The following is a 23,194-nucleotide window of genomic DNA, read 5'->3' as shown; positions in this document are numbered from 1 at the left end:
ATGCGCGTCTTGATCTGTGCAGGTCGTCATTACGCCGACACCAAAAAGTCCCGCCACGTGCTGGACGCTTACCACCGCCTGCACCCAGTGCAGGTGTTGATCCACGGCGGCAACCAGTTCCTCGGCAGCGAGATCGAGGAATGGGCGCGGGAAATCGGTATCGACGTGGTGCGCTACCCACCCAATTGGCAGCGCCACGGCAAACAGGCGGAACGCCAGCGCAACCACTTCATGCTGGCCGACAGCCGCCCCGACCTGATCATCGCCCTGCCCGGCGGTGACAATACCTCGGAGCTGGTCTGCCAGGCCAAAGCCAGCGGCATTTCGGTGCTGACCGTAGAAAGCTGAATTCAAGCGAGGTGCATCATGCACAACCCACACAACCCGAAGCACACGGACGGGTTTGCCAAATATCGCGCGCGCCATTTGCGCAGGGCGCGTCCCACCCTGCTGCTCTTGCCACCGGCCAAGCGCCGCGCCTTGCAGCGCAACCTGATCTTTATCGGCGTGACGCTGGGCGCGCTGTTAATCCTCGCCCTGGTTTCCAAGGCGAATGCTGCCGGCGGCGCCTACGTGGTAGATGATGGCGCGATCAATGCGCCAGGCGAATGCAACATCGACGCCTGGCACACCGCCAATCGGCACGCAGGCAGTACGCACAACGAAACCTTGTCCCCGGCCTGCACGCTCAGCGGTATGCCATGGGTGCAGTGGGGCGCGGCGTTATCGCGGGCCACTGACGCGGGAAAGGGCGAAACGCAAGTCAGCCCACAGGTGAAGGCGCAGCTGTTGTCACGAGAAGACCTGGGGCTGGAGTTGGCAGTCGCCGCCGGGGCACACATTGCCCTCGATCGCCAGCACGCATTCGACGGCGCTGACTTCAACCTGCCGTTAACGTGGCAGGCCATGGATGCACTGCGCCTGAACCTGAATGCCGGCTGGAACCATGCCTATAACGACGGCGCGCAACAGCACCGCCTGACCTGGGGTATGGGTTTCGAATACCAGCTTGCGCAGGTGTTGACGTTGATTGGCGAACGCTATGGCCAGGAAGGCGGTGAACAAGCATGGCAGGCGGGGCCGAGATTCCACGTCGGCAAGTTTGTCGACGTGGACCTGGTGGTCGGGCGCAGTTTGACTGGGGACCGTGCCCAGTGGCTGACCACTGGGGCGACTTTCAGGTTCTAGGCCTTGGCCTGTTGCTCCAGGTGGACCTGCAACTGCGGGTCGATTTGCAGCTGCCCGGCCAGATCGTCCAGGTAGTTGCGCTCGGCGTCCTGCTGATCATTGACCAGCAGGACGCTGGCCAGGTAAATCTCCGAAGCGATTGCTGGGTCCTTGGCATATTCAGCGAAATCTGCGGCATCCAGTGGCTTGGCGACTTCGGCGTCGAGCCACTGCTGCAATTGTGGGTCGTCGGTGTGACGGCCGATCTCGGCAGAGATCATCTGCTGCTCTTGTTCATCGATGTTGCCGTCTGCCTTGGCCGCTGCGATCAATGCACGCAATACGCCGTGGCTATGAACTTCGGCCTGCGCACCTTCAAGCTGGTCAACGGTCTGGATGGCTTGCTGCGGTGCACTCGCCTGCTGACGTTGCCACGCTTGATACGCCTGGAAGGCGGCCATGCCGAGAGATGCCAGCGCCGCGTAATTCATTCCGCCGCTGCTACGCGTCTGGGTCGTGCCGCCTGCCGGAGCGCCGCCCAACAAGCCACCCAGGCCACCCAGTAAACCACCCAAGCCGCCACCGGCTGATGCATTGCCGGTACCGGCGTTTTTCAACAAACCTCCAAGCAATCCGCCCAGGCCGCCGCCCGAAGCGCCGCCGCTTTGCTGCCCTGCTCGCCACAGTTGTTCCAGTAGATCGCTGGTATTCATGGTGTCGCCCTCCCGGGGCGCAATAATGGCGTTTATCAAACATAGTTCGCCTGCGATGGAACACCATGACCGCCGGGCGGGCAAGCTTTATGATGTCGCCACCATGCCGTCAAGGGAGAACCGCGGTGAACCGTATCGAGCATATTGGGTTGATGGCCCACTACAATCAATGGATGAACCGTAAGGTCTACGCCGCCGCCGGCACCTTGACCGACGCGGAGTTGACAGTGGATCGCCAGGCGTTTTTCGGCTCGATCCTCGGCACCTTGAACCACCTGACGCTGGGCGACACAGTCTGGCTCAAGCGCTTTGCCGAACATCCGGCGGGCTTTCGCGCGTTGGCACCGTTGAGTAACATCCCTACACCGGTGGATCTCAAGCAATTGGCCTTTGCCAACTTGAGTGAACTGTCAGCCCATCGCGCCTGGCTGGATCAATTGATCATTGATTGGGCCAACACGCTGCAGGAGTCTCATCTGGACCAGCGCCTGCGCTACCACAACATGCGCGGCGTGGCAGGTGAGAAGCCCTTCTTCGGCCTGCTGGTGCACTTTTTCAACCACCAGACCCACCACCGGGGCCAGGTGACAACACTGCTGACCCAGGCTGGCGTGGACGTAGGTACTACCGACCTGCTGGCACTGATTGACTGAACGCGGGCACAGCGCATAACACAAATCTTGTGGGAGCGGGCTTGCTCGCGAATGCAGTACGTCAGGCACTGAGCCAGTTACTGAAGCACAGCTTTCCCGAGCAAGCCCTCTCCTTTACTTCACCTTGCTGCTCAACGTCTCCACACTGCGCTTCAAATCATCCAGGCCGCGCTTGAGGCCGGCGATTTCGTCTTTCTGCCGATCTATCGTATTTTTCTGCTCATCCACCGTGCGCTTGAGACTCGACAACTGGCTATCACTGCTGCTGGAACTCGACCCGTCTTTACGCTTGAACTCGTCAAATGCACGATCCTGATCATCCATTTTGGTTTTCAGGCTTTGCAGCTCGCTTTCGCTACGCTTTTGCGCCGCTTGCAACGCCTCGATATCGCCGACGGAAATACTCGACGACTTCAACACATAGGTATTGCCCGCCTCTACCGAGGCGCCCGTCAATCTGTCTGTCGACGATGCACTGAACTCTCCCCACCGCACCGAACTCGCCGCCTGCGCCGGGCCAGCTATCGCCGCACCCAACAGCCCCACCACGCCTGCAGCCATCATCCAAGAACGCCTACGGACACTGAGCATCAACTGACTCCTTTGCGATTTGCCGGGATGGCATGTCGCTATGACTGTCATTTATGAGGCTTGTTCCTGCGGCGCAAGCATTCATCAGGACTTAACCCCAAGGCCCTGTAGATCACTGATCTGCCACACTTTTTCATCGGTATCTTTATGCAGGAAAGCGCGCTTCGAGGTTGCGCCGAAGCGACAGGATCTATATATTCCCAACCCTGCTACACCGCGCTACCGCCCGAATGGCGAAACTGGTAGACGCATGGGACTTAAAATCCCCCGCTCGTAAGGGCGTCCCGGTTCGATTCCGGGTTCGGGCACCATAGATATCAAGGGCTTGCCAGGGAAACCTGAGCAGGCCCTTATCTTTTTTGTTCCGCAATTTTACAAGCTGTTCCGCAATTATCCCTTCCCCGGCGTCCTGCCGAACGAACACAACTACCAAAAAAACACACGCACTACTACGCTGTTCACTCTCCGGAGGAACACCAATGCCGAATTCAGATCTACTCCCTTCCCTGCTTTCTAAGCTCTACGAAAACCAACTCGCCCTCGAAGCGTCCATCCTGGAATTGTCCAACTGGGTGGAGCAGCGTGGCTCTGCCGAGATAGCGGATAATGTTCGTGGCGCCCTTCAAGCCATCGACGATAACGAGGAGTTCATCAAACTGACTCTGGCGGTACTGATGAGTCCTGAATAACAGCTACTTGCAGGCTACAGCCCAAAGCTGGTCCAGCTTGGTGGTGTAACTCTGGCTCATCATCTCCCGACGCATACCCCAGTCGGGATTGGTGGGCACGCTAGCAGAACGAAGCGTTCCCCTTCCCCACCTCTCGTTAATCTGATCAAGGACCGTCATAACCTGGGTTGCTTCGGTCGGCTGCGATATTGCAAAAAGATCATCGGTGTATTCGCCTGGCTGACACAGGTTGAGCAGCATCACTTCGGCCTTGCTGTATTTGAAACCCGGCCGAAAAATCCTGTCGAGCGCATCGACAGCGGCTTTCGTGAGCAGGCGCACGTCATCGGTGGGGTACGGCATATCGACCACCACGCCGTTGGCATACTTCGCCTCCTCGGGGTTGAACATGCCTGTGCGGATGCAGACGCGGACCTTTTTACAAAGTGAGTTTTGGGCGCGAAGCTTTTCTGAGGCGCGCATCATGTAGGTGGCCACCGCCTCCTTGATCGGCGGCAGATCGGTCAGCCGTTTGCCGAACATCCGGCTGCAGCATATTTCTTGCTTGGGCGGGTCGGGCTCGTCAAGTTCCAGACAAGATGTGCCGGCCAGCTCCCGCGCCGTCTTTTCGATCACTACGCTGAATTTCTTACGGAGCGTCCAAGGATCTGCCTTGGCCAGGTCCATCGCTGACTTTATGCCCATGGCGTCTAGGTGGAGCTTCATTTTGCGGCCCACGCCCCACACTTCGCAGACGTCAGTATTACGCAATACCCAATCGCGCTTGACCGGATCGGTGATGTTCACCACGCCACCGGTTTGAGCTTGCAGTCGCTTTGCCGTGTGGTTGGCCAGCTTGGCCAAAGTCTTTGTATGAGCAATACCTACACCAACCGGAATGCCGGTACATCGGAGCACCTGGGCACGGATCTGTCGGCCCAGAGCGTCCAAACCGGTAATACCGCTCAGGTCTGCAAATGCTTCATCAATCGAATACACCTCAACGGCCGGCACCAGCGATTCAATCACGCTCATGACGCGCTGGCTCATATCCCCGTACAGCGCGTAATTCGACGAGAAGGCCACAATCCCGTGCTGTCTGAGCTTGTGCTTAATCTGAAAATACGGCTCGCCCATTTTGACGAAGGGAGAGGCTTCATAGCTACGCGCAATGACACAGCCATCGTTGTTACTCAAGACAACGATTGGGACGCGCGCCAGATCCGGGCGAAACACGCGCTCACAGCTAGCGTAGAAACGGTTGCAATCGACAAGTGCGAATACAGGCGATTTAGACATGACTACGCACTGTGCTGGTGATTACGCCCCAGATCGATAGCTCATCGCCCTCCAGGACATACCGCGCTGGGTATTTTGGGTTTTCAGATAAAAGAATCACCTCTTTCCCACGTTTGCAAAGTCGCTTGCATACAGGATCATTATTCAAGAGAGCGACAACGATGTGCCCGTGAACCGGCTCAATTGACCGGTCCACAACTGCCAAGTCTCCCTCAAAAATTCCCGCCCCTTGCATACTTTCGCCAGTAATCGCGATGAGATAGACGTGCGGCGCCCTGATATTTAGGACCTCATCCAATGAGATGTGCTGCTCGATGTGATCGGCCGCCGGCGATGGAAAGCCGGCGGGCACCCGAAAAGAGCAAAAGGGCAGCTTCGTGCCACCCTCGGCGATAGGACCTAAAATTGAGAAACTCATGACGCAGCCTTTTACAGACACTGTACGAATGTACAGTTAATAGCGCAGATGGCTTGCGGTCAATTTGGTGTAAGAGATATCTGATAAGCGGGCGCGTCAGACCAATTCGTCTGCGTATGCGGCGACCGCCTCTTCCGTCAGCTCCCGCCACTCACCCTCATCTATCAGGCCCTGCTGCTTCAAGTCGTCCGCCAGGGCCAGCCGCGATTCGTAGCGCTCCTCAGGTGTGGCCGATATGAAGGCGGGATCATTGCGGAGTGCAAACCACGCCTCCATTGCGTTCACCTGTTCAATGTTGGTCGCCATGACGAATACCTTGGGCCAGTGTCTACAGTGTAGAGATTGGCCGGGGACCGGCTGTTCATCGGCGCCGACGAGCGGAGATGCTTATGTGCGGGAGACTTTCACAGTACCGGGGAATCCACGATTTCGTTGCAGCGCTGAGTATGCCCAATGCGCTGGCGAACTCCGTGGGCGATCAGCCAATTGAACGGTACAACGTGGCACCGACAACCGCGGTGGCACTGCTGCATCTGCAGGGAGAGTTGCTCCACGCTGATCCGGTACGCTGGGGATGGCGGCCGCACTGGGCGAAAGACCGGGCAGCACCTATCAACGCACGCGTAGAAAAAGTGGCGCATGGTCCGTTCTTCAGGGCGATCTGGCCGCACCGGGCGATCACTCCAATCGACAACTGGTTTGAGTGGGTGGATGAAGGCGGCCCAAAGAAGCAGCCCTACCTCATCCGCCGGCGTGATGGCGCACCGATATTCTGTGCCGCCATTGGCCAGCTACCAGATGATGATGAAGGCCCAGGCGAGCACGACGGCTTTGTGATCATTACCGCCGATAGTGCCGGGGGCATGGTGGACATTCACGACCGGAGGCCCGTGGTGCTGACGCCGGACCTGGCCCGGGAATGGTTGGATCCAGCCACACCCAAAGAGCGAGCCGAGCAGATGGTGCTCCACCAGGGTGAACCGTCTGAGGTGTTCGAGTGGTTCAAGGTCGATACGGCTGTGGGCAATGTGCGGAACAAGGGGGCCGAGCTAATCACTCCGATGTCGTTACTTTAAGAAAAAGCCACATGCGCGATCGCCTTTGTCCGCACACTCCAAAATTGTTTTTGATGAAAAATCACCCGATCTCTTCCATGAAGAAGACCTGACAATCCACATGATCCCATCATTTTTATTACCAGTATTTGGCCTCATTCTTAGATATCTTCCCTCGGATGTGGTGTAGATGCAGCTGATTAAAAATCCGCGAGTTTTTGAGTTTTCTTCAGTCAACACAAAAACCGCTTTCTCGAATGCCACCACACTAGCAAGCCCGTCACCGGGCAACACACCGACCCAATCAACACCTTCCGATTTGGCTGGCGAAATAAATACCCCTCGGTTATTTTTTATGTGCCCGGGGATGGGGCATGATTCTTCGTCACCTGGCCAAGCCGGGATATCAAAGTACCGGCTACTAGCCTCCGTAGGGAAAATCGCGAACAACTGAAAAAAAATAATCCCTTTTAAGACAAAAAGACGCACGAACTAGCACCCTGATAGATTTCAAAGCCTTCTTTTATCAGTCCGCAGATTTTCTTGATGCAGGACTTGTCTGAGACTTCTCGAGAATTTTCCTATTTTTATCACCTCCACAAAATCCTCTACCTATTCGTTACAGCCCTGACATACGCCTGGCACGCCCGTAGCGCGATCAATCCTTGGTCGCCGGCGTCGGTGATGCCGATAATTCTTTGAGCATGCGCTGGGTCAAGTTGGGCTCGACGGGCTGCATGAACCACGCCGGCGGGGCCGGGGGCTGCAGGCGCGTCGCAGCGACTGGCTGTGTCCGTGCCGTCGAGAAGGACTGACAGCCGGACATCAGCAGTGGCGAGGCGATCGCGAAGAGAAGCCTGATTGCGTTGAGCATCGGATAATTCCTGAGTGTGTTGTTGGTCCTGCACTGCGATCTGCTGCTCGATGGCCAAGCGCTTATCCTGCTCGGCCTTCTGCTGCCGCCAGGCTTCGTTGGTTATGGCGTCGAGCTGACCCTGGTGCGCGGCGCTTTGGGCCGAGAGCCGTTCGGACAGTTGCTTGCCCAGTCGCCAGTCCTGAACCTGCCAAGTCACTCCGGCGGCGCTGGCCATCAACAACAGAACCAGCACCGCCAGGCCGGCAATCTTCTGCACTGGCGTCATGTCAGTGCCCGCCGCACGCCTTCCGCCAGCACTTCGTCGGGGTAAACGTACCCGGCGTTCTCATGGTGGATGATCGCCTTGACGAAGCCCGTCATGACCTTTGTTTGGGCCAGGTCAATTTCCGCACCAGGCCGAGTACCGGTATTCGCTTCAACCGCGCGCACGTACGCCGCAGTATCGTTCTCTACCGACGGCGCCCACCGGCTGATGATCGCCTTCACAGTTTTCAGGCCATGTTTGCGCTGATAAGTCAGCAGCAGCTTGCCCAGGGCGCGAATACCATTCTCGGGCGTATCGAACCTGGCGAAGCGTTTCTCTAGCGCAGGGTCTGGCTTCAGCTGACCCTGCCACTGGTTGGCAGGGTTGTAATCGATGTTGCCGGGGTTCTTGTTGCGTACCCCGCGGGTTTCGGTGGTCGACATGCTTTTCTCCAGGCGTAAAAAAGCCCGCTCAATTGGCGGGCTGCTATTCTTCGGTCGATCTGAGTGGCGGCGGCGTGTCGACCTTGGGCATTTCAAGCCGCACATCGATCCAGCTATTCGGCGGAACATCCATTGGCGCCCCCCGGCCCGGCACCATCTCTCCGTCATCAGTGAGCGTCCAGCGCTGCTTGAAAAGACGGATTACGACAGCCCCGCCATCGGCCTGCTCGCTTTCGGTTATGCCCAGTGCACGACCTCCATCAGGCGAGTGCGGATCTTGTGTGCGCCAGCCCTCCAGTGCCAGGCCAAGGCTTCCCGTCACCCGATACTCGCCAACGCCGAGGCGCTCAACAATAACGCCGCGCGCTTCATCGTTGGCCACACCCCATTCTCCGGCAGGGAGAAACGATTCCTCTTGGAGGTCGCGGCGCTCGCTGGCGGACACATCAGCAATTCTCAGGATGGGTGAAGCCGCCGAAAGCGCACCGCCGGAACCGCGGGTGGTGTTACCTGTGTGGTAAACGCTATACGTGGGGCCGAAGGTTCCAGCAGCACCAGGCGTGGTGCGGAAGAGCAGCGAACCGGTGCCTTGCGAAACGGGAATGAAGATTTGCGCCTCATATCCAACGTTGTACGGAATTCGAATCAGGGTTGAGTAGCTCAGCCCAGACGAAGATCCGTTATTCAGAAACTTGTAGAAAGCGCCCTGTTGCCCAGGCTCGCCAGGTCTGTCCATTTGATAGGCGTCTGGGGCAACATTGGAAAACATCCCGCTGAGCACGCCCGCCGGGATCAGGTCGCCGTTAGTAAGGCCAAAGTTTTTTGCAGAAGCGGTACCCAGGTCCAGTGCCACCTTGGCTGCTGCCTTGGTGGTAGTACCTGTACCACCATTTGCAAACGGGACAACCGCCATACTGGAGACGGGACCAAGTCCTGCGAGCGTGGCTCCCCACTGCTGAACCATCAGGTTGACCGCATCGGCCAGGGCCTTTGGGTAGCCGTTTACAGGGACAATGCCGTAGGACGCACCGGAGGCATTGGCTCCGCGATAAGCCGGCGAGATCGACACGGAGGTATCGCTCGACGGGTTTATAACCTGATAGACGCCGTTATCTGGACCGACAAACATATCGCCAGAGCGGCAGTTTGAAAACTTGGTACCGACACCAGTCACAACGGTGTTGCCGTTATTGACGGTGACGGTTCCTTCTGAAAACCAAGAAGCCATATTTTTCTCCAGGCAAAAAATTACCCGCACTCGGCGGGCTCTTTGAGCTAATAAATCAGTTGAAGGGAAATGGCAGGTTGGCCGTCTCGATCACCAAAGCGGTCGGTAGCCTATCCGTTGCAATTTGCGAAAAGTTTGGTGGCATTGGAGTACCACTCACAACCGTCGGGTGATCTTGAGGTGTCCCCCCAGCAGGCCCGAACATAAACTGAATGCCTCCTACGACACCGCCACACCCCTCGCTTCCCCCATAACGATAGGTCCGCTTCGACTCGTTGAGACCGTACAACCAGATCTGACACCCCCTACTCCAGGGAAGGTACGCGGCGTACTCAACGCCCGGCTTGATATTAATCGTTACCTTGGCGGTAAATATATTTGACTGGTAACTGGGAGGTGTTTCGCGCTGCTCAACATTAAAGACGGCATTCGCGTATGGGCTGCTACCCGATGGGATTGGATATTGCGACTCCTGCGTTCCCGTCGGCGGAGGCGCTTGAATGGATGCAACTACATTCAAGGCCAGTTGCAGAGAGTTAAACGTCATTGCACCGTCCGTTTGCCGGGTTTTCAAGTACGGAGACCCCGCAATAGCGTCCTTCATCAAATCAAAGCAATAGAACTTAGTATTTACGCTTGCGTTAGTGTAAAGAAAAGTCATTGAATCGCCGGAAATCTTTGTCCCCTGCAAGCAACCGCTGCCAGTGAGAAACACGATTGGCGACGAGGCTCCAACCACAGTGAAGCCATAAATAACATCTGACAAGGCAACGCTAGGACTTACACCTGAGCTTGTCCAATTTCCACCCCAATTAGGATCTACGTTCCCTCCTTTAAAACTCCGACGCCACCAGGTCTCGATGACGCTCAGATTTCCGCTTTTCACAAGACCATAGGTAATTTTGGCCGTATCAAACAGAAGACTGCCATCTTGTTTTTTAACTACGAGATTAGCCATTAATAATAACCGTAGTAAATAATGCAATTGGCTGAAAAATTACCCCAGCCGTTGGTGTTGTACGAGTAGATCCAAGAGAGGACCCCGTTGGATATGGTTACCGACGGGACCTTTCCCTTTTCGAGCTGCCTGTCCTGAAGAGGAACGACGATTGGAAACTGGACCTTTCCAGGGGGCGGTGCCGGGATCGCTATTGAACCGTTTGCAGAGTTGGTAACCACTGATCCTTGGGTCTGGCTAATACTCATAGTCATATCGACTTTAACCAGACCCGTATCGCGATCCCTTATTACTAATCCGACCATATTAGAGACTCAGATCAATACCAACCACACCGTTGGCGTAAATGAATTTAAGGAATGTATTGGTTAGCCTCATGGTGCCAAGACCGGCAATATTCCCGTTCATTTCAAACGTACCGTCGAATGAAAGCCTCCACCCGCTGACCCCTGCCACGTAGTTATTTGACTGAATGTAATTACCGATCATGGCATTGGTGATCATGCCCGTTTTAATTACTGCCGAACTAATGAACACCTGCCCGTCAGAAACCACAAACGGGAAAGTTGCAGCGCCACTGACCTCGTCGATAATGGCGAATCGCTGAGCAAAAGCCAGAATTTCGGACGTCTCCCCATCGCTGCCCAGGGCGAGCCCCGCCATTACTTTCTTTCCGTCCACATTGGTCTGGGCCTTGATGGTTGTCTGTGCCGAAACCTTGCCGTCAAGGCCCGCTACGACCTGGCTCACCTGCTGAACCGATGCATTGGTCTGGCCCAGACTGGCCTGGACCGTATCAGTCCGTTTGGACTGAACCTCGATCGCGGTGGCCCTAACCAGCTCCTCCTGCTGAATAAGCCCCTTCGCGTTATCAATCCCGGCCTGCAAGGTAGTCAGCCGCTCAGCAGTTGCCAATTCGCGAGATGCTTCAACACGCATCTGCTGGGCGATACTTGCGGTGGACTCATACGCTTTCAACGCCCCCGCCAGCTCGCCCGCGCCGTCGTCACCACGCACCGAAGCACGCAGTGATTCATTACTGGATGCCTGGGCCGTGACCCGCCCGTCCAAGTTGGTGACCTTCGTATCGAGGCCATTAATCGCTTGAGCATTGCCGATCGCCTTTTGATCAACTGCAGACAGGTCACTCTTGAGTTGGGTGATCTGCGTTGCGGACGTTTCGCGGTTGGTGGCAACCACCTGCTCAAGCACCGTCAGCGACGACTTGTTGTCACCAACCTGTGCGCCCAAGGTCAGCAATTGCTGGGCCATCGCATCATTTTCGCTGGCTCGGGTTTTACGCTCAACGGCAAGATCCGCCGTGGATGTCCAACCCTTGACTGCGTCGGCCAGATCGCCAGCGCCATCATCTCCCCGAGCAGCAGAACGCAACGCCTCGACGGAGGTAGCGGTGGCCAACACCTTGCCGTCGATTTCCTCGATCTTGGTTTCGATGATCTGGACCTGCGACACCAGCGCGTCAGTGGTCTCAATGATGGTGCCAATATCGGTCCAGTACGTGGCGTCGGGCGGCGTTGCGCCGACAGGCACAGGGCCTTTCGCTTGGTAGAGGCGTTGATCCAGACGCACGATGTCGCCCTTCAAATACGGCTTTGCCGGGTCGTAAGCAAGGGCATCGCTCACTTTCTTGATCAGGTCTTCAAGTTCCTGCTTGGCCTCCTCCAGGCGTTCATTCACAGACCCTGGACCATCACCTGTAATCAGCTCGATCTCTTCTCGAAGGCTTTGGTACAGGGCGCCCTTTCCGATCTTGTCCGCAAAGTATTTTTCATACTCGGCTTGATCCGAACTGGCCTGACCATTGACCGCACCAGGTACAGGAAAGAACGGGCCGACGTTGCCGGTCCGATCCACCAGGCGAGCCCAGAAGAACAGACTCGCGCCAGCCAGCAGGCTGTGCATTTCGTGCTTGGCCTGCGGGTAACTGAAGTCGCTCAGCTTTATCGCGGTCGTCAGGTCAGCCGTTTGGCTGTACCAAAGTTCCGTGCGCTCAGTGTCCTCTGCACCTGGTGGAAAGCCCCATTGAATGCCGATGCCATAGACCAGGCTGGTGGTGGTCAGGAACGACACCGCCGGCGGTAGGCCTGTCTTGCCTTCAAGGTTGGTCAGGCTAGAGCTTTTCCAGATCGACGAAATTTCGAAGGCGCTCACCGAGCGCACACGGGCGAGATAGGCGCCCGAGTAGATCCCGGTTACATCAACGCTGGTAGATCCCGTGCGCTGCACCTTTATCCAGTTTCCGCTGTCCTTGCGCCACTCCACGTCATAAGCGACGGCGCCAGCAACAGCGGGCCATGAGATGTTCATGGTGCTGATGGCTATGCCCTGATCTACCGTGTAACTCGACGTGAGCGTGACGCTGGCCGGCGGCGGTACAACGGTGATCGGGATTACGCTGATCGGGCGTTCTTCAAGGCGCGCACCGGTATCGATGTGCGCGAACTTGCTCGGGTCGTACTGCACGGCCGAGATTTCGAACACGCCAGGCTCTGGCCGCGCAACGCTGACCACCCGGTAAAGCGGGACGGCCAAGTCATCAGCATCCAGTGCCCACACAAGTTCCGGCTCAGGCGTCACTGAGTAGGCCACGGTGACCGTGACTTGCCGACCGCTGACCACTTCCACGGTACGCCCCTCGCACTTGCCGTCAGGCAGGTTGAGGATCAGTCGGTCTCCGGGCTTGGCCTGGGTGTCGCGGTCCAGCTTGATGACCTTGCCGTTAACAGCTGAGATACGGCCGCCAATGGCACGGCCGGCCAGCAGTTCGTCAGCAATCGGGATCACGTAGCCAGGCAGCGGGATACGGCCATCCAGGCCAACCTTGAAGGTCACGGCCCGATCCTTGGAGTTGGTCAGCAGCGCCCACTTGCCGCGGCGCTGGGCCTCGGATTCGCGGGTGCAGCCGATAGCGCTGATCTCCAGCGGATTGTCGCCGTAGCGCCGCTGCAGCTTCTGATCGGTCACGGCGGTGACGTCCGTGTCGTAGTTGTTCAACGGGTTGTCGTAGCTGACCAGCGCCCGGGTATAGCGTGTGCGCTCTGACGCGCTGGAATAGGTGAACTTGCCGTCGATGACGTTTGCCCGGGTGTAGGCAAAGTCAAAGTCCGTTGCCCGCGGCATATCCGAGAGAGTGAACACCTGGCCCTGGGCCCAGTACGTCATCCCTCGGTAGATCGCCGAGATATCGCGCAGCAGTGACCAGGCATCGGCTTTGCTCTGCAGGTTCAAGTTGCAGATGAAGCGCGGCTCCTGGCCACCCTTTCCGTCCGGCACCAGTTGGTCGCAGTATTGCGAGATTCGGTACAGTTCCCACTTGTCCACCATCCACGGCTTGATACGCCGGCCCAGGCCGAAGCGATCGGCGGTGGTGATGTCGTAGGTCATCCAGACGGCGTTGTCGGTCCAGGCCTGTTTGAAGGTGCCGTCCCAAACGCCCGAGTAAGTCCGAGACACAGGGTCGTAATTGCTCGGAACCTGCATCTTGCGGCCGTTGCAGCGAACCGTGACGGCAGGAATGTTTCTGAACTGCTCAGCTGAAAACTCTATGTAGAGCAGTGCGGTGTTCGGATATCGGATCTTGGCGTCGATTACCTCTGTAAAGCCGGCGATCTGCATCGTGTCCGAGATTTTGTTGTTGTTCTGATTGAGCGTGATTCGTGTGATGCGCATCAGCCAGCCGGTTGTAGCCTTTGGCAGGTCTATTCGGCGCGTCCTTTCGTAAAGGCTGGTGGTTTTTCCGTCCACAGCTTCGCTAAGCACTTGCTGATAAGCCCCGCCATCTGTGGCTAGTTCGATCTTGTACTCAATGCGGTAGCCGTTGATGTTACCGCCCGAATCAACGGATTGGAGAACCGGCCATGCGAACCGCACGCGAACGGCTGACAGCTGCGTATTGCTGATCGCCCGGACCCACGGTGTGCCGCTGCGCAGTTCGGCGCTGATCGTGGTTTCGTTTTCGACTGATGGAATTCCGGCGATCGACGCTTGGTCCACACCTCCGGTGCGCCACTCCCATTTTACATTCGGGAAGTTCATGTTGCCTTGGGGGTCTTGAATTGGAGTGGCATCCAGGAAGATATCCCGTGCTGTAGGCGTACCGTCAAACTCCCCCTCACCTACCGCGATAAGCATTTTGGCCAGCGCAACAGAGCGCAGACTGTCCGGGGCTTCCGTTGGCGTTTGTGGCTTATCCTCGCCACCTTTGGCGCCGTGGATATCAATCTTGCGTGCTGCGCCCATGCTTTTCTCCAGGCAATAAAAAACCGCCTCAAGGGCGGTGGGTTGTAACGTTCTATTTCTAGGCTTTATCTTCGGAATAGATGGCGGCGCTGATGATTGCGCCACCCCATCGCCGGTTGCCGTAACACAACGGCACGGGATTGCCCGATGCAGTCGTGTTGCGCGCCGAGCCAAATGCATATCCAGGCTGATTTTCCGGTGCGGCGCTCATCTTGAGGCCTGCCGCCTGCGGACTAAGCATTTGAATTACGCCTCCAGCAGCACTTCCGATACCGCCTGCTATGAGCGCTGCACCTGTAGTTGTTGTCGAACCGAAAGCAAAGAAACCAACCACAATCAATATTGCGCCCAATATGGTCTGCATGAGTCCTGCGCGCTTACGACCCGTAATTACCGGCGCTATTCGGATCTCTCCAGAGCCGCCAAAACCTAGCTCTTTTTCTTTCAGATTTTTTGACCCTCGAAACACGGCAAACTCAATCCCGCGAGACTTAGCGTTCGACAAAAAGCGCTCGAAGCCTGGGATCTGCACACATAACGCCTTGATAGCCTCGGCTGGCGACTTAACCGCCAGCCTGAAAGATCTTCCGAATTGCCTAAGTTGCCCATAAAGCAAAATGGTAGTCATGGGCTGATAATTGATTGCGAGTGCTGACATGTTTTTCTCCAGGCGAAAAAAAACCGCGTTTGCGGGCTTTATGGGATCAATAGGCGGTAGCTGAAATATCTGGGCCGCCTGGCGACATAGATATCCTTCTTCTCAAAACTTCTCCGCTTTTTACTTCGACATCGCGCTCAACCATCATCCCTCCGCCGCAAGCTGCGCTCGGCTTAGCGCCCAGAACTACTCTGCCCGGCTTTACGCCAAATCTAGCAACCTCTCCCGAGGCGAATTCGGCAGCAAGCTCTCCATTGATATAGAAGCGGTAATTGCACCCAGCTCCAAACATTCCACTATCTCGGGTGACAATGAGCTGAGCATCGGACTTTGCGGTGAAGGCATAAAGCCGCGAGGAAGGCACGGGATCGGCTTTGTCGGCAGATATTGGCGAGCTAGAGCAGCCGACCAAAGCAAAAAGAAAAAAGCACCCTACAAAAACTTTCATGTCGTTCCCTCGTTGAGATATGGCGAGACTTTATCACCAACGAGAGAGCAACACGAAAGCCCCGCATGGGCGGGGTTAATTTCGTGGCGGTAGTTAAAGGTGATTCAGGATCACATTTGAAATCTAACGTCGGACGCCGCCAGCAACGACGGCCGGAAGCCCGGACCGAAGCTGGTCGGCCAGCCTGGCCAGCATCTCCTGCACCGACTCTTTCCATAGGATTTGCTGAACCGGCTTTCCGTCGCTGTGTTTCTTGCCGGTGTCGGTGATGACCGCGAAGATCTTACCGTCGGGCGTAACTTCCCAGCGCTTCTTGCCAGGTTTGTAGATCACCTGATGTTGTAGCCCGCACTCGGCGAGCAATTTGTTCATGCTCACCGCGCTCATGCCGAACTTCGCCCCAAGCTCGGTTGGGGTGAAGTTCATCTCTTGCGATTCGTTGACCAGCCGCTTAACCCCCGCCATCTCCATCAGGTCTACGCCGATAGCTGACTTGACCATGCTATTGGCGCTCAATAGAGCCTGATTACCTTCAAGGCCAAAGCAATCGGCAATACGCTTCGCCGCATCAAGGCTGTCGGCGGCGATTGGCAACTGACGCTCAACTGGGATCGTGGCGTCATTCGCTGGCATTTGATAGCTGCCAGTCCTGCGAATTGTCGGCAGAACGTCTTCAAAGACCCAGCGTTCAAACTGCTCAGCAGCGGGAAGCTGGCTATTAATAACGAGCCTCAGCATGTCCGACTCTGCAAGAATTCGCGTGTCTTGCATACGCCCAAGGCTGTCAGCGATGGGGTGGTATTTCACCACCCCACGGCAGTGCTGTTTCATTGCGCTGGTTTGATCCGCATAACCAAGTGCGGAGCATAGATCGCGACCAACAAACCAAGACTCCCCGTGATCGTCAGCAACCACGCGAACGCCGGCACCTTTAAAGCTGAACGGAACTACGCTACTCATGCTGTCTTCCTCACTTCAGTCGACGCGGCCACATTCGGATTGAAGCCGTCCAGCGGCATCAGGCTTTTTTCGCTGACCGAGTAGCGCTTGCCCTCGACCAGCATCAGCCAATTTTCTTCGATCTTGCGAATCAGCTGACCGGAGCGGCCGACCAGATTTGGCCGCCCCGGCATCAGGATCAAGGCGCGACCGCCAGCTTTAAGAGAGAAGTTCATGCCGCGTTCCTCCGGGCAGCCTGGGAAAGGAACCGGCAGCGCAAATTTTCGGTCGCCAGTGCTACAAACTCGAACATTTCCGCCGTGGAGACGTACATATCCCTGTCCACGAGCATTGCCTGCATGAACTGCTGCCGCGTCAAAACGAATGCACCCATTGGCACCGGAGTGACCTGCCGATTGCCCTGATGGTCGGCGCTGACGAGATATCGCTCACACTCTCCAAGCTTGTCCGGGATATCGAAGGACTTGCCCGGCCCCTTCGGAATGAACTCACCTTCCAGAACGGCGTAGGCCGCAATGAAGTTCCGCGCAGCGTCAAGCTGATCAGCGGGAATGTCTGCTGCCGACCGAACGCCAAAAGCTGCATGAGTCTGCGACCAGATTTTCGCGGTGGCTCTACGCTGAATTGGCGCAGGCAGATTCGATACCTTCCCCTTGACCACTGCGCCCAGCATGTGAAATCCGTCCGTGCCGATGGTTTGGCCGAGAACGGTCATCGCCTGATCGGGACCCCGATGGTTAACAGCATGACCTTCATTCCAGTACGCCCAAAGCGCGTCGTCGCACTCGTCCTGATAAGCCAGCACGTTCTCGCGCAGATCAGGACGGACCTTGCTCGCGTGAATCGACATCAGCCAGCCCGGAAGCTTTTTCAATGGCAAGCACGCCATTTCGTACTGCTTACCATCAAATCCAGTTGTCACCATCATGGTGATAACTGAAGCAAATCGCCCAGCCATCAGCTTACGGTGCTGGGTTTGCCAGGCTAGACCCATCCCCTCTACTACTGGCTTCATTGGCACGAAAGGCTGGCCGTCGCGCTCAACGAGTAACAGCTTGGTCGAACGGAACGGGATGACATTGGATTTCGCTACAGCTGTGCTAATATCGCTCATGACGATTTCTTCCTCGAAGTTGATCTCGTTAACCAAAGCCCCATCGCCTGCCAGCGTTGGGGTTTTTTTATGCCTGCTGCTTTTCATGGCCCTGTTCCTGCTCAAGAGACTTTCTAAGCCGGAATACGATTTCCCCGCTGAGACTGCGGCCGTTTTCAGTTGCCCTCATCTCAAGCTTCTCTCGCATTTCGCACAGCATTCGTACAGCGGTAGTAATTTTCAGGGCTTTCATGACGACTCCTTATTTGCGTTTTGTGAGTTTAATGCTTTTTGTGACTTCGTCAAACAATTTTTGCTTTTTGTGCGTTTGCTGTACGCTTCTAGAGACATACAAGGGGATCAACATGTCGACTGATTTTGCCAACCAGCTCATCTCACTGAGAGGCGGAAAAAATCTTACGCAGCAACAGCTTGCGGACGCCGTTGGCATCACCCCGTCACAGATATCTCGCTACGAATCTGGCCAGGCGAAGCCTAGAAGAACCGTTCTTTTCAAGCTTGCCACGGCTCTCGGTGTGACAGCTGAACAGCTATCCGGAGGTGGTGCCACCTACGAAGGCAGGGAAATCACCTTGATGCTGACCGGCTCGGAAGAGAAGGCAATTGAAGACTTTGCTGCTAAAGAAGGAATCTCCTTTAATCAAGCCGTGAATCAGATTATTGCGGCCGGCATGAAGGACCGCATGGACAAGAGCCCTGACCTGATGGCGCAGTTGGAGGCCGAGATGCCTGGCGGATACGCCAAGCTTCTTGAGATGCTGGGCAAGAAAACTTAGCCGACGAATTTTCGTCGGTTGGAGGGCTATTGCCACTGTCAATACCCCCACCCCAAGCCCGGCCCGCCGGGCTTCCAAGATCTTGTGCCGGACAAACAAGGGAGCGTCTATGTCATCCAAGGAACCAATACCAGAGCCCGACAATTCCAGCGCCTTTTCGTCAGTCACGGTCTGCTTCGTGCCCAGGGCGTTTGCCGCCAACACCCTGGCGAACCTAGGCTTGGTTGGCACGCTCTGCAAATCCGGTGACAAAGAGTTTCGACGAATCGAGAAACTGAAGTGCGACCTGTACTTCCCGGCCGGGACATTTGTCGCTCTTGATCAGAATGGAAACATTGACAGCATCCATACCTGGTCCGACATCGGGCAGCTTGACCTGGCTTTCAACGACTACTTGAATTTCCTCATGGATGTCCGGCGGATCTATGAAGGCCCGGGCCCCTACGACAAAAAACTTGAGGCCGTCGAAGCTATGACTACCGGCATGGGGCGCCAAGGGCATTCCCATGGATACTTCATAGCCAAGCATGGCGGTGCCGGCCCACTTCTCGATAAATGCACTCAGCGCAAGCGATAGGCCAAAGCCCAGGGTCTCCTCTCTCTTTCAGCAAACCACATGGAGTAAGTCGCTATGAAATTCCTCAAGGCTGCATGGAACAACCGTAAGAAAAAAAAGACCTGGGCTGAACTTAACGACTGGGCGCTGATCCTGATCGGCCTACCAAGCTTTGCTACCGGCGCCTACTACCTGTGGGTGGCAAAAACGGTTACTGAGGACGTGATCATCTGGTCCGAACAAAACGGACTGACGCTGGAAGCGGTCATGGTTTTTGCCTTTCTAGGCGTGGTTGCTCTGAGCGGCTTGTATTTTGCGACAGTAGCGAAACGCTGTTACGGATTGTTCGTTGAGCGGAATTTTAAGTAGCCAATAGACCGCGCCCGGCCTGTCGGGCTTTTCACATCCAGTGTCGGCACCTCGCCGGTCATCAAGGAAGAAGGCAATGCGAAAACTACGAAGTCACGAAGTTATCGGACTGAGCGTTCAGGAAATTCTTCAGGAATTCAACGAGCGCGCATCAGAATTTGGGATTACCGAAGATAACTTGGTTTCAGTAAGTGTCACGCCACCAAGTCATGCGATCAAAATTCTGGACGGTGCCAAAACAAAGGACGCAAAGGTGCAAGTGACCTTCATCTATTGGAGCGGCCGATGAGCCATATCAAAGCCCGCATCGAAGCTCTCCGAATGCTTGTGGACGAACTCAAGAACGCAGCAACAATCTTCGAACGAGCTTCGCTTTTTGCTGCCATTCGCATTTTGGTCGAGGACCTAGACAATGACGAGCGCCTCAACAGTTACGCTAAAGAGAAAGCAATTGGCGTCCGCTGGCACTGTGCTGCTGCGCTTGGCTTCGACGATACCAATGGGCACACGTTCGAAGCCCACAGGGGCTGGGCGATGGGTGAGCTTAGTACCCTAGAGTCCGCTTACAAGTAAACCTCAAGCCCGGCCGCCCGGCTTTTCACGCGCCTTCAGGAGGAAAAGTTCACAGCATGAGTAAAAAATCAGCCGAAGCTGCAGCAGCAGAGGTATTCAAGATACCTACACATTATGTGTTTTACGCTTACGTCCTTACAACGCTCGCACTCGCATTTGGGGTCGGCTTAAGCGTGCACTTCAGCGACTGGATGTGGCTAGCGCGATTTGGTGCACTACTTGTTTGTCTGGCGTTGATGTTTGAGGTTACAGGGTTGCCTGAGCAATTCGTGAACAAAACGATGGATCTCACAGAAGGAATAACCGCTCAGACTGTTTTCAACCAAATAATGAATCGTCGCTATCTGTACGGAGTGACCGACGACACGACCGATGAGCAGCTTTCGCTTATCTTTGATAGAGAACATCGTCGACGGCTAATTGTTGCAAAAGAAATAATGATTGAAACGATTAGGAAGAAAATACAGCGGCATGAATTTTTTGTTGCCTCGATTGGTACATTGCTTTGGGCCTTCGCAGACCTTTTGAACAAGCTGTAGACCATACACGAAGTCCCATTCTATACCGTATATAATGGGGCTTTGCGCATGCAGACCTAGGACTACGACCACCGGTGCCGAAGTGACAGAATCCACCCTCATCTTCAAATGCCTGGGCCACACCAAGCGTGGCGACTTGATTGGGTCCTAACAGCTGGAAGTGAGCGATACTCGCAGCAGCAAGACTACGATAATCTCCGTCGATCCCAAGCACCTTGCCTCGGCGCGGAGCATGGAAAGGACCCTTCTAGATCGGTGCATGCTCTACAGGGCAAACCGAGCGGAGCAGGACCAGATGCTACTCCGGATTCTTGATCCACAATCTGAAATTACCCGACTATAGTACGGTCCACCGGAATTACTCATGTAAGAAAAAAAAGTAAAATAGTTTTGCGAAATTGACAAGGCAGAGCTTTCGAAACACCGATACTAAATAGGTAGCCATCTTCTAAGGATGAAAAAATGTACAGCGCATACAAACCCATGCGTAATTTCGTAGCCAAGCTCAACCGAATCGATTCTCTTGTGAAAATATGGAGTTTCTTCAGAAATCTTGAGCGGGGCGCGCCATTACCACAGCAATTTTCCCGTATAGGCAAACACGGGTTAGCATCGCTCAAGGAGGTGGCTCATCCATGGGAACTGGATATTCTGACGCGCGAAATCATATTGAACGCCCAAGATGATCGCATCAAAGACTTATACAACACCGATCATTTATCAGTTGCAATTAACCATATCAGACGGATATCAGAGACTCAAAACGCAGACAATCTTGAAAAAACACTTTACCAAGAATTGCAGCGCCTATATCAGCAGCAATCTTTGTGGCGCACCAATACAAGCCTCATGCTCGCCCGTCACTTTAAAATCTACAGCACCCCCAATCTCGCGTCCTTCATAGAGAGAGGAACTTCCCTTTCGATCAAACAAATCTATACATTAGGAATATCGATATCAGGTCACTTCCTCACAAAACATGTTTTTAATACAAAACAGGACTACACCGCTTTTGGAATTAGTGATGAGCAGCGTGACTCCTTTATTGATAAAATAGTGTTTGGATTTGATGCGCTAAAGCACCGCACTGCAAAAACCCAAGAATATAACGAAAACTGGTCATATACCATAAACCCATTGATCAGCACGCCTTTGATTGCCTTCAATCAGGCCATTCCAAATCTCGTAATATGCCCAATACCATTTTACTTGATGTATCGCTTCTCAGAGGGCCTCTTTTTTGACTTCACGAGTATAAAAGGTCACGAGCAGGCATATGGTGATGCTTTTGAGCAGTACGTACATGACGTAAGCAAAATATTAAATACAAATCAAACAGCATGCCGCACAATAGAAATAATAAAACCCAAACCATACAAAATAGGCAAAAATGAAAAGCATGGCGTTGACCTATTGATACATGACGCGACGGGAGCCGCTCTTGTCGAATGTAAGGCAAAACGATTAAACCTTAAAGCACGCTATCAGCTTGATGACGACGCTTTGTACAGCGAGATAGATATCTTGGCGAAGTTCATCGTCCAGAATTACAAAAACCTCGAGGACATTGTTAATGGTCATACTAAGTGGTTGCCTAGCGATCGTACTCTTTTCCCTATAGTGGTCACACTAGTCAACTGGAATTTATTTGCACCAAATGTCCATGAACGAATGGAGGAGTCAGTATTAAAACTCCTAGACAAAGCAGGCATTTCTCGTGACGTACTGCATCTCTACCCCTATACGGTTATGTCAGTAGAGGAATATGAAATAGCTTTCCAGCTAATTTCACAGGTAGGCGTAAAGGAGTTCTTTAGCAAACGAGCGAACGAATACCAAAAGGGATGGATGGTGATGCCGTTTATACATACAAACTTTCCAAAAGAGCTTAAAGCGTGCCGTGACGACTACCTCAATTACGTACTAAAAGACCTGCAAGAGGAGTTGGCATCAGGTATATAGACGAAATGCGCATGTCGTTCCCTCGTTGGTTTGGCGGGACTGTAGAGCACTAGGGGCCAGAAGCAAAAAGCCCAGCGTCGGACGAGAAGCGCAGCTTCACAAGTCGTAGTAGTGAATGCCATTTTCGATACGCGGGGCTTTGATGTAACCACCCTCTTCAACCGTTTGGGCTCCAGAGCCGCTAGTTGAGCCTCCAAATGTCCCGCGAATGATAAGGCGACCTTCGTTGCCAACAGATCCGGTATGTTTACCGCCAAACTCAACTACCAATTCTGAATCAGAAGAAATGGTAACAGAGCCTAGATTTGTGCCAGAAACCACCATTTTGCTACCGCCAGATATAGATGTTGAGCCCTGATGTGCGCCATAAACCTCCACCATAGCCCCTTCAGAAATAGCTAAAGAACCTTGATGCGACCCGCTAATAACGAGCGTACACCCCTTCACGCTAATACTGCCTTGGAAGGAGTCGGCAATAACTTGATCCGCTGTGACGGTCAGGCTAGGTAGCTTTTGCATTAGCAGTGAATCCTTTCAATGAATTTGTATCGCTCACCATAGCATTTTCAAACCGCCCCAGGCGCGTCTCCCCTGTTCGCCCGAAATTGAATCCCTCCTACTATATGCGACCTGGCCAGGCATCCAGCGTGTATGGAATGCCAGTG

30 protein-coding genes and 1 tRNA gene are annotated in these 23,194 nt (G+C 54.8%); 13 read left to right on the top strand and 18 right to left on the bottom strand.

Annotated features, from left to right (window positions below; all coding sequences use genetic code 11):
• Together IH404_RS14335 and IH404_RS14330 are read left to right on the top strand one after the other, a co-directional pair.
• Positions 1–348 carry a DUF2493 domain-containing protein gene (locus tag IH404_RS14335; RefSeq protein WP_194438152.1) on the top strand — a complete coding sequence of 116 codons (348 nt, stop codon included), beginning with the start codon at positions 1–3 and terminating at the stop codon, positions 346–348.
• Positions 349–366: 18 nt separating this feature from the next.
• Positions 367–1,188, top strand: coding sequence for a hypothetical protein (locus IH404_RS14330; protein ID WP_194438150.1), 822 nt, complete (start codon positions 367–369; stop codon positions 1,186–1,188).
• Here IH404_RS14330 and IH404_RS14325 read toward each other — a convergent pair.
• Entirely contained in the window at positions 1,185–1,880 is a 696-nt protein-coding gene (locus tag IH404_RS14325; RefSeq protein WP_194438148.1) for a tellurite resistance TerB family protein, read from the bottom strand. The genes IH404_RS14330 and IH404_RS14325 overlap by 4 nt on opposite strands.
• A 125-nt stretch (positions 1,881–2,005) precedes the next feature.
• On the opposite strand from IH404_RS14325, the gene IH404_RS14320 reads away from it, so the two are divergent.
• Positions 2,006–2,533 (top strand): DinB family protein, encoded by a 528-nt coding sequence (locus IH404_RS14320; RefSeq protein WP_194438147.1) that lies wholly within the window; start codon positions 2,006–2,008, stop codon positions 2,531–2,533.
• Positions 2,534–2,647: 114 nt separating this feature from the next.
• Here IH404_RS14320 and IH404_RS14315 read toward each other — a convergent pair whose 3' ends face one another.
• Complete coding sequence (locus IH404_RS14315) at positions 2,648–3,124, bottom strand: hypothetical protein (RefSeq protein ID WP_005788147.1); 477 nt, start codon at positions 3,122–3,124, stop codon at positions 2,648–2,650.
• Between the two features lie 224 nt (positions 3,125–3,348).
• Between IH404_RS14315 and IH404_RS14310 the strand changes: the two genes are divergently transcribed.
• Positions 3,349–3,435, top strand: a tRNA-Leu gene (locus IH404_RS14310).
• A 168-nt stretch (positions 3,436–3,603) separates the two neighbouring features.
• A complete protein-coding gene (locus IH404_RS14305) occupies positions 3,604–3,813 on the top strand; it encodes a hypothetical protein (protein WP_194438145.1) in 210 nt (69 codons plus the stop codon).
• 3 nt (positions 3,814–3,816) lie between these two features.
• On the opposite strand, the gene umuC is transcribed toward IH404_RS14305, so the two are convergent.
• From umuC to IH404_RS14290, 3 genes are all read right to left on the bottom strand, one after another.
• A complete protein-coding gene (gene umuC / locus IH404_RS14300) occupies positions 3,817–5,091 on the bottom strand; it encodes a translesion error-prone DNA polymerase V subunit UmuC (protein ID WP_194438143.1) in 1,275 nt (424 codons plus the stop codon).
• The gene (locus IH404_RS14295; protein ID WP_032880717.1) at positions 5,084–5,509 is read right to left on the bottom strand and encodes a S24 family peptidase; all 426 of its coding nucleotides are present in this window, start codon (positions 5,507–5,509) and stop codon (positions 5,084–5,086) included. The genes umuC and IH404_RS14295 overlap by 8 nt, the downstream gene beginning before the upstream one ends.
• A 96-nt stretch (positions 5,510–5,605) precedes the next feature.
• A complete protein-coding gene (locus IH404_RS14290; RefSeq protein ID WP_194438138.1) occupies positions 5,606–5,815 on the bottom strand; it encodes a hypothetical protein in 210 nt (69 codons plus the stop codon).
• A gap of 83 nt (positions 5,816–5,898) precedes the next feature.
• On the opposite strand from IH404_RS14290, the gene IH404_RS14285 reads away from it, so the two are divergent.
• Complete coding sequence (locus tag IH404_RS14285) at positions 5,899–6,585, top strand: SOS response-associated peptidase family protein (protein WP_194438137.1); 687 nt, start codon at positions 5,899–5,901, stop codon at positions 6,583–6,585.
• Here IH404_RS14285 and IH404_RS14280 read toward each other — a convergent pair.
• The 12 genes from IH404_RS14280 to IH404_RS14225 all read right to left on the bottom strand — a co-directional run bounded on the left by IH404_RS14280 (position 6,577) and on the right by IH404_RS14225 (position 17,986).
• Entirely contained in the window at positions 6,577–7,053 is a 477-nt protein-coding gene (locus IH404_RS14280; RefSeq protein ID WP_194438136.1) for a DUF3757 domain-containing protein, read from the bottom strand. The two genes, IH404_RS14285 and IH404_RS14280, sit on opposite strands and share 9 nt — an antisense overlap.
• A 119-nt stretch (positions 7,054–7,172) precedes the next feature.
• Positions 7,173–7,706: a lysis system i-spanin subunit Rz gene (locus IH404_RS14275; protein WP_194438135.1), complete on the bottom strand. Its 534-nt coding sequence runs from the start codon at positions 7,704–7,706 to the stop codon at positions 7,173–7,175.
• Positions 7,703–8,128 (bottom strand): structural protein, encoded by a 426-nt coding sequence (locus IH404_RS14270; protein WP_194438134.1) that lies wholly within the window; start codon positions 8,126–8,128, stop codon positions 7,703–7,705. Before IH404_RS14270 ends, IH404_RS14275 begins: the two co-directional genes overlap by 4 nt.
• A gap of 43 nt (positions 8,129–8,171) precedes the next feature.
• Positions 8,172–9,386, bottom strand: coding sequence for a hypothetical protein (locus IH404_RS14265; protein ID WP_194438132.1), 1,215 nt, complete (start codon positions 9,384–9,386; stop codon positions 8,172–8,174).
• 25 nt (positions 9,387–9,411) lie between these two features.
• Positions 9,412–10,314: a hypothetical protein gene (locus tag IH404_RS14260; RefSeq protein WP_242462606.1), complete on the bottom strand. Its 903-nt coding sequence runs from the start codon at positions 10,312–10,314 to the stop codon at positions 9,412–9,414.
• Between the two features lie 306 nt (positions 10,315–10,620).
• The gene (locus tag IH404_RS14255) at positions 10,621–14,574 is read right to left on the bottom strand and encodes a phage tail protein (RefSeq protein WP_194438129.1); all 3,954 of its coding nucleotides are present in this window, start codon (positions 14,572–14,574) and stop codon (positions 10,621–10,623) included.
• A gap of 58 nt (positions 14,575–14,632) precedes the next feature.
• Complete coding sequence (locus tag IH404_RS14250) at positions 14,633–15,232, bottom strand: tail assembly protein (protein ID WP_194438127.1); 600 nt, start codon at positions 15,230–15,232, stop codon at positions 14,633–14,635.
• Positions 15,233–15,278: 46 nt separating this feature from the next.
• A complete protein-coding gene (locus IH404_RS14245) occupies positions 15,279–15,680 on the bottom strand; it encodes a hypothetical protein (RefSeq protein WP_194438125.1) in 402 nt (133 codons plus the stop codon).
• 123 nt (positions 15,681–15,803) lie between these two features.
• Positions 15,804–16,640: a BRO family protein gene (locus IH404_RS14240; RefSeq protein WP_194438123.1), complete on the bottom strand. Its 837-nt coding sequence runs from the start codon at positions 16,638–16,640 to the stop codon at positions 15,804–15,806.
• Positions 16,637–16,855, bottom strand: coding sequence for a hypothetical protein (locus IH404_RS14235; protein WP_194438122.1), 219 nt, complete (start codon positions 16,853–16,855; stop codon positions 16,637–16,639). Before IH404_RS14235 ends, IH404_RS14240 begins: the two co-directional genes overlap by 4 nt.
• Positions 16,852–17,841: a phage antirepressor N-terminal domain-containing protein gene (locus IH404_RS14230; protein WP_194438120.1), complete on the bottom strand. Its 990-nt coding sequence runs from the start codon at positions 17,839–17,841 to the stop codon at positions 16,852–16,854. The genes IH404_RS14235 and IH404_RS14230 overlap by 4 nt, the downstream gene beginning before the upstream one ends.
• A complete protein-coding gene (locus IH404_RS14225) occupies positions 17,822–17,986 on the bottom strand; it encodes an Arc family DNA-binding protein (RefSeq protein WP_194438118.1) in 165 nt (54 codons plus the stop codon). Before IH404_RS14225 ends, IH404_RS14230 begins: the two co-directional genes overlap by 20 nt.
• A gap of 112 nt (positions 17,987–18,098) precedes the next feature.
• Here IH404_RS14225 and IH404_RS14220 point away from each other — a divergent pair, with 112 nt between their 5' ends.
• From IH404_RS14220 to IH404_RS14190, 7 genes are all read left to right on the top strand, one after another.
• Entirely contained in the window at positions 18,099–18,530 is a 432-nt protein-coding gene (locus IH404_RS14220; protein WP_242462605.1) for a helix-turn-helix transcriptional regulator, read from the top strand.
• A 109-nt stretch (positions 18,531–18,639) separates the two neighbouring features.
• Positions 18,640–19,107: a hypothetical protein gene (locus IH404_RS14215; RefSeq protein ID WP_194438117.1), complete on the top strand. Its 468-nt coding sequence runs from the start codon at positions 18,640–18,642 to the stop codon at positions 19,105–19,107.
• Positions 19,108–19,161: 54 nt separating this feature from the next.
• On the top strand, positions 19,162–19,455 hold the full coding sequence (locus IH404_RS14210) for a hypothetical protein (RefSeq protein ID WP_194438115.1): 294 nt from the start codon (positions 19,162–19,164) through the stop codon (positions 19,453–19,455).
• 76 nt (positions 19,456–19,531) lie between these two features.
• The gene (locus IH404_RS14205) at positions 19,532–19,744 is read left to right on the top strand and encodes a hypothetical protein (RefSeq protein WP_194438114.1); all 213 of its coding nucleotides are present in this window, start codon (positions 19,532–19,534) and stop codon (positions 19,742–19,744) included.
• Positions 19,741–20,028 carry a hypothetical protein gene (locus tag IH404_RS14200; RefSeq protein ID WP_194438112.1) on the top strand — a complete coding sequence of 96 codons (288 nt, stop codon included), beginning with the start codon at positions 19,741–19,743 and terminating at the stop codon, positions 20,026–20,028. The genes IH404_RS14205 and IH404_RS14200 overlap by 4 nt, the downstream gene beginning before the upstream one ends.
• Before the next feature lie 56 nt (positions 20,029–20,084).
• The gene (locus IH404_RS14195; RefSeq protein ID WP_194438110.1) at positions 20,085–20,567 is read left to right on the top strand and encodes a hypothetical protein; all 483 of its coding nucleotides are present in this window, start codon (positions 20,085–20,087) and stop codon (positions 20,565–20,567) included.
• A 462-nt stretch (positions 20,568–21,029) separates the two neighbouring features.
• Entirely contained in the window at positions 21,030–22,529 is a 1,500-nt protein-coding gene (locus IH404_RS14190; protein ID WP_194438108.1) for a hypothetical protein, read from the top strand.
• 96 nt (positions 22,530–22,625) lie between these two features.
• Here IH404_RS14190 and IH404_RS14185 read toward each other — a convergent pair whose 3' ends face one another.
• Positions 22,626–23,048 carry a hypothetical protein gene (locus IH404_RS14185; RefSeq protein WP_194438106.1) on the bottom strand — a complete coding sequence of 141 codons (423 nt, stop codon included), beginning with the start codon at positions 23,046–23,048 and terminating at the stop codon, positions 22,626–22,628.
• Positions 23,049–23,194: the final 146 nt, after the last annotated feature.

Origin of the sequence: Pseudomonas sp. OST1909 (assembly GCF_015277575.1) — a bacterium.
GTDB lineage: Bacteria > Pseudomonadota > Gammaproteobacteria > Pseudomonadales > Pseudomonadaceae > Aquipseudomonas > Aquipseudomonas synxantha_A.
Note: the sequence above shows the minus strand (reverse complement) of the source record. Positions and strands in the feature narration are given on the sequence as shown.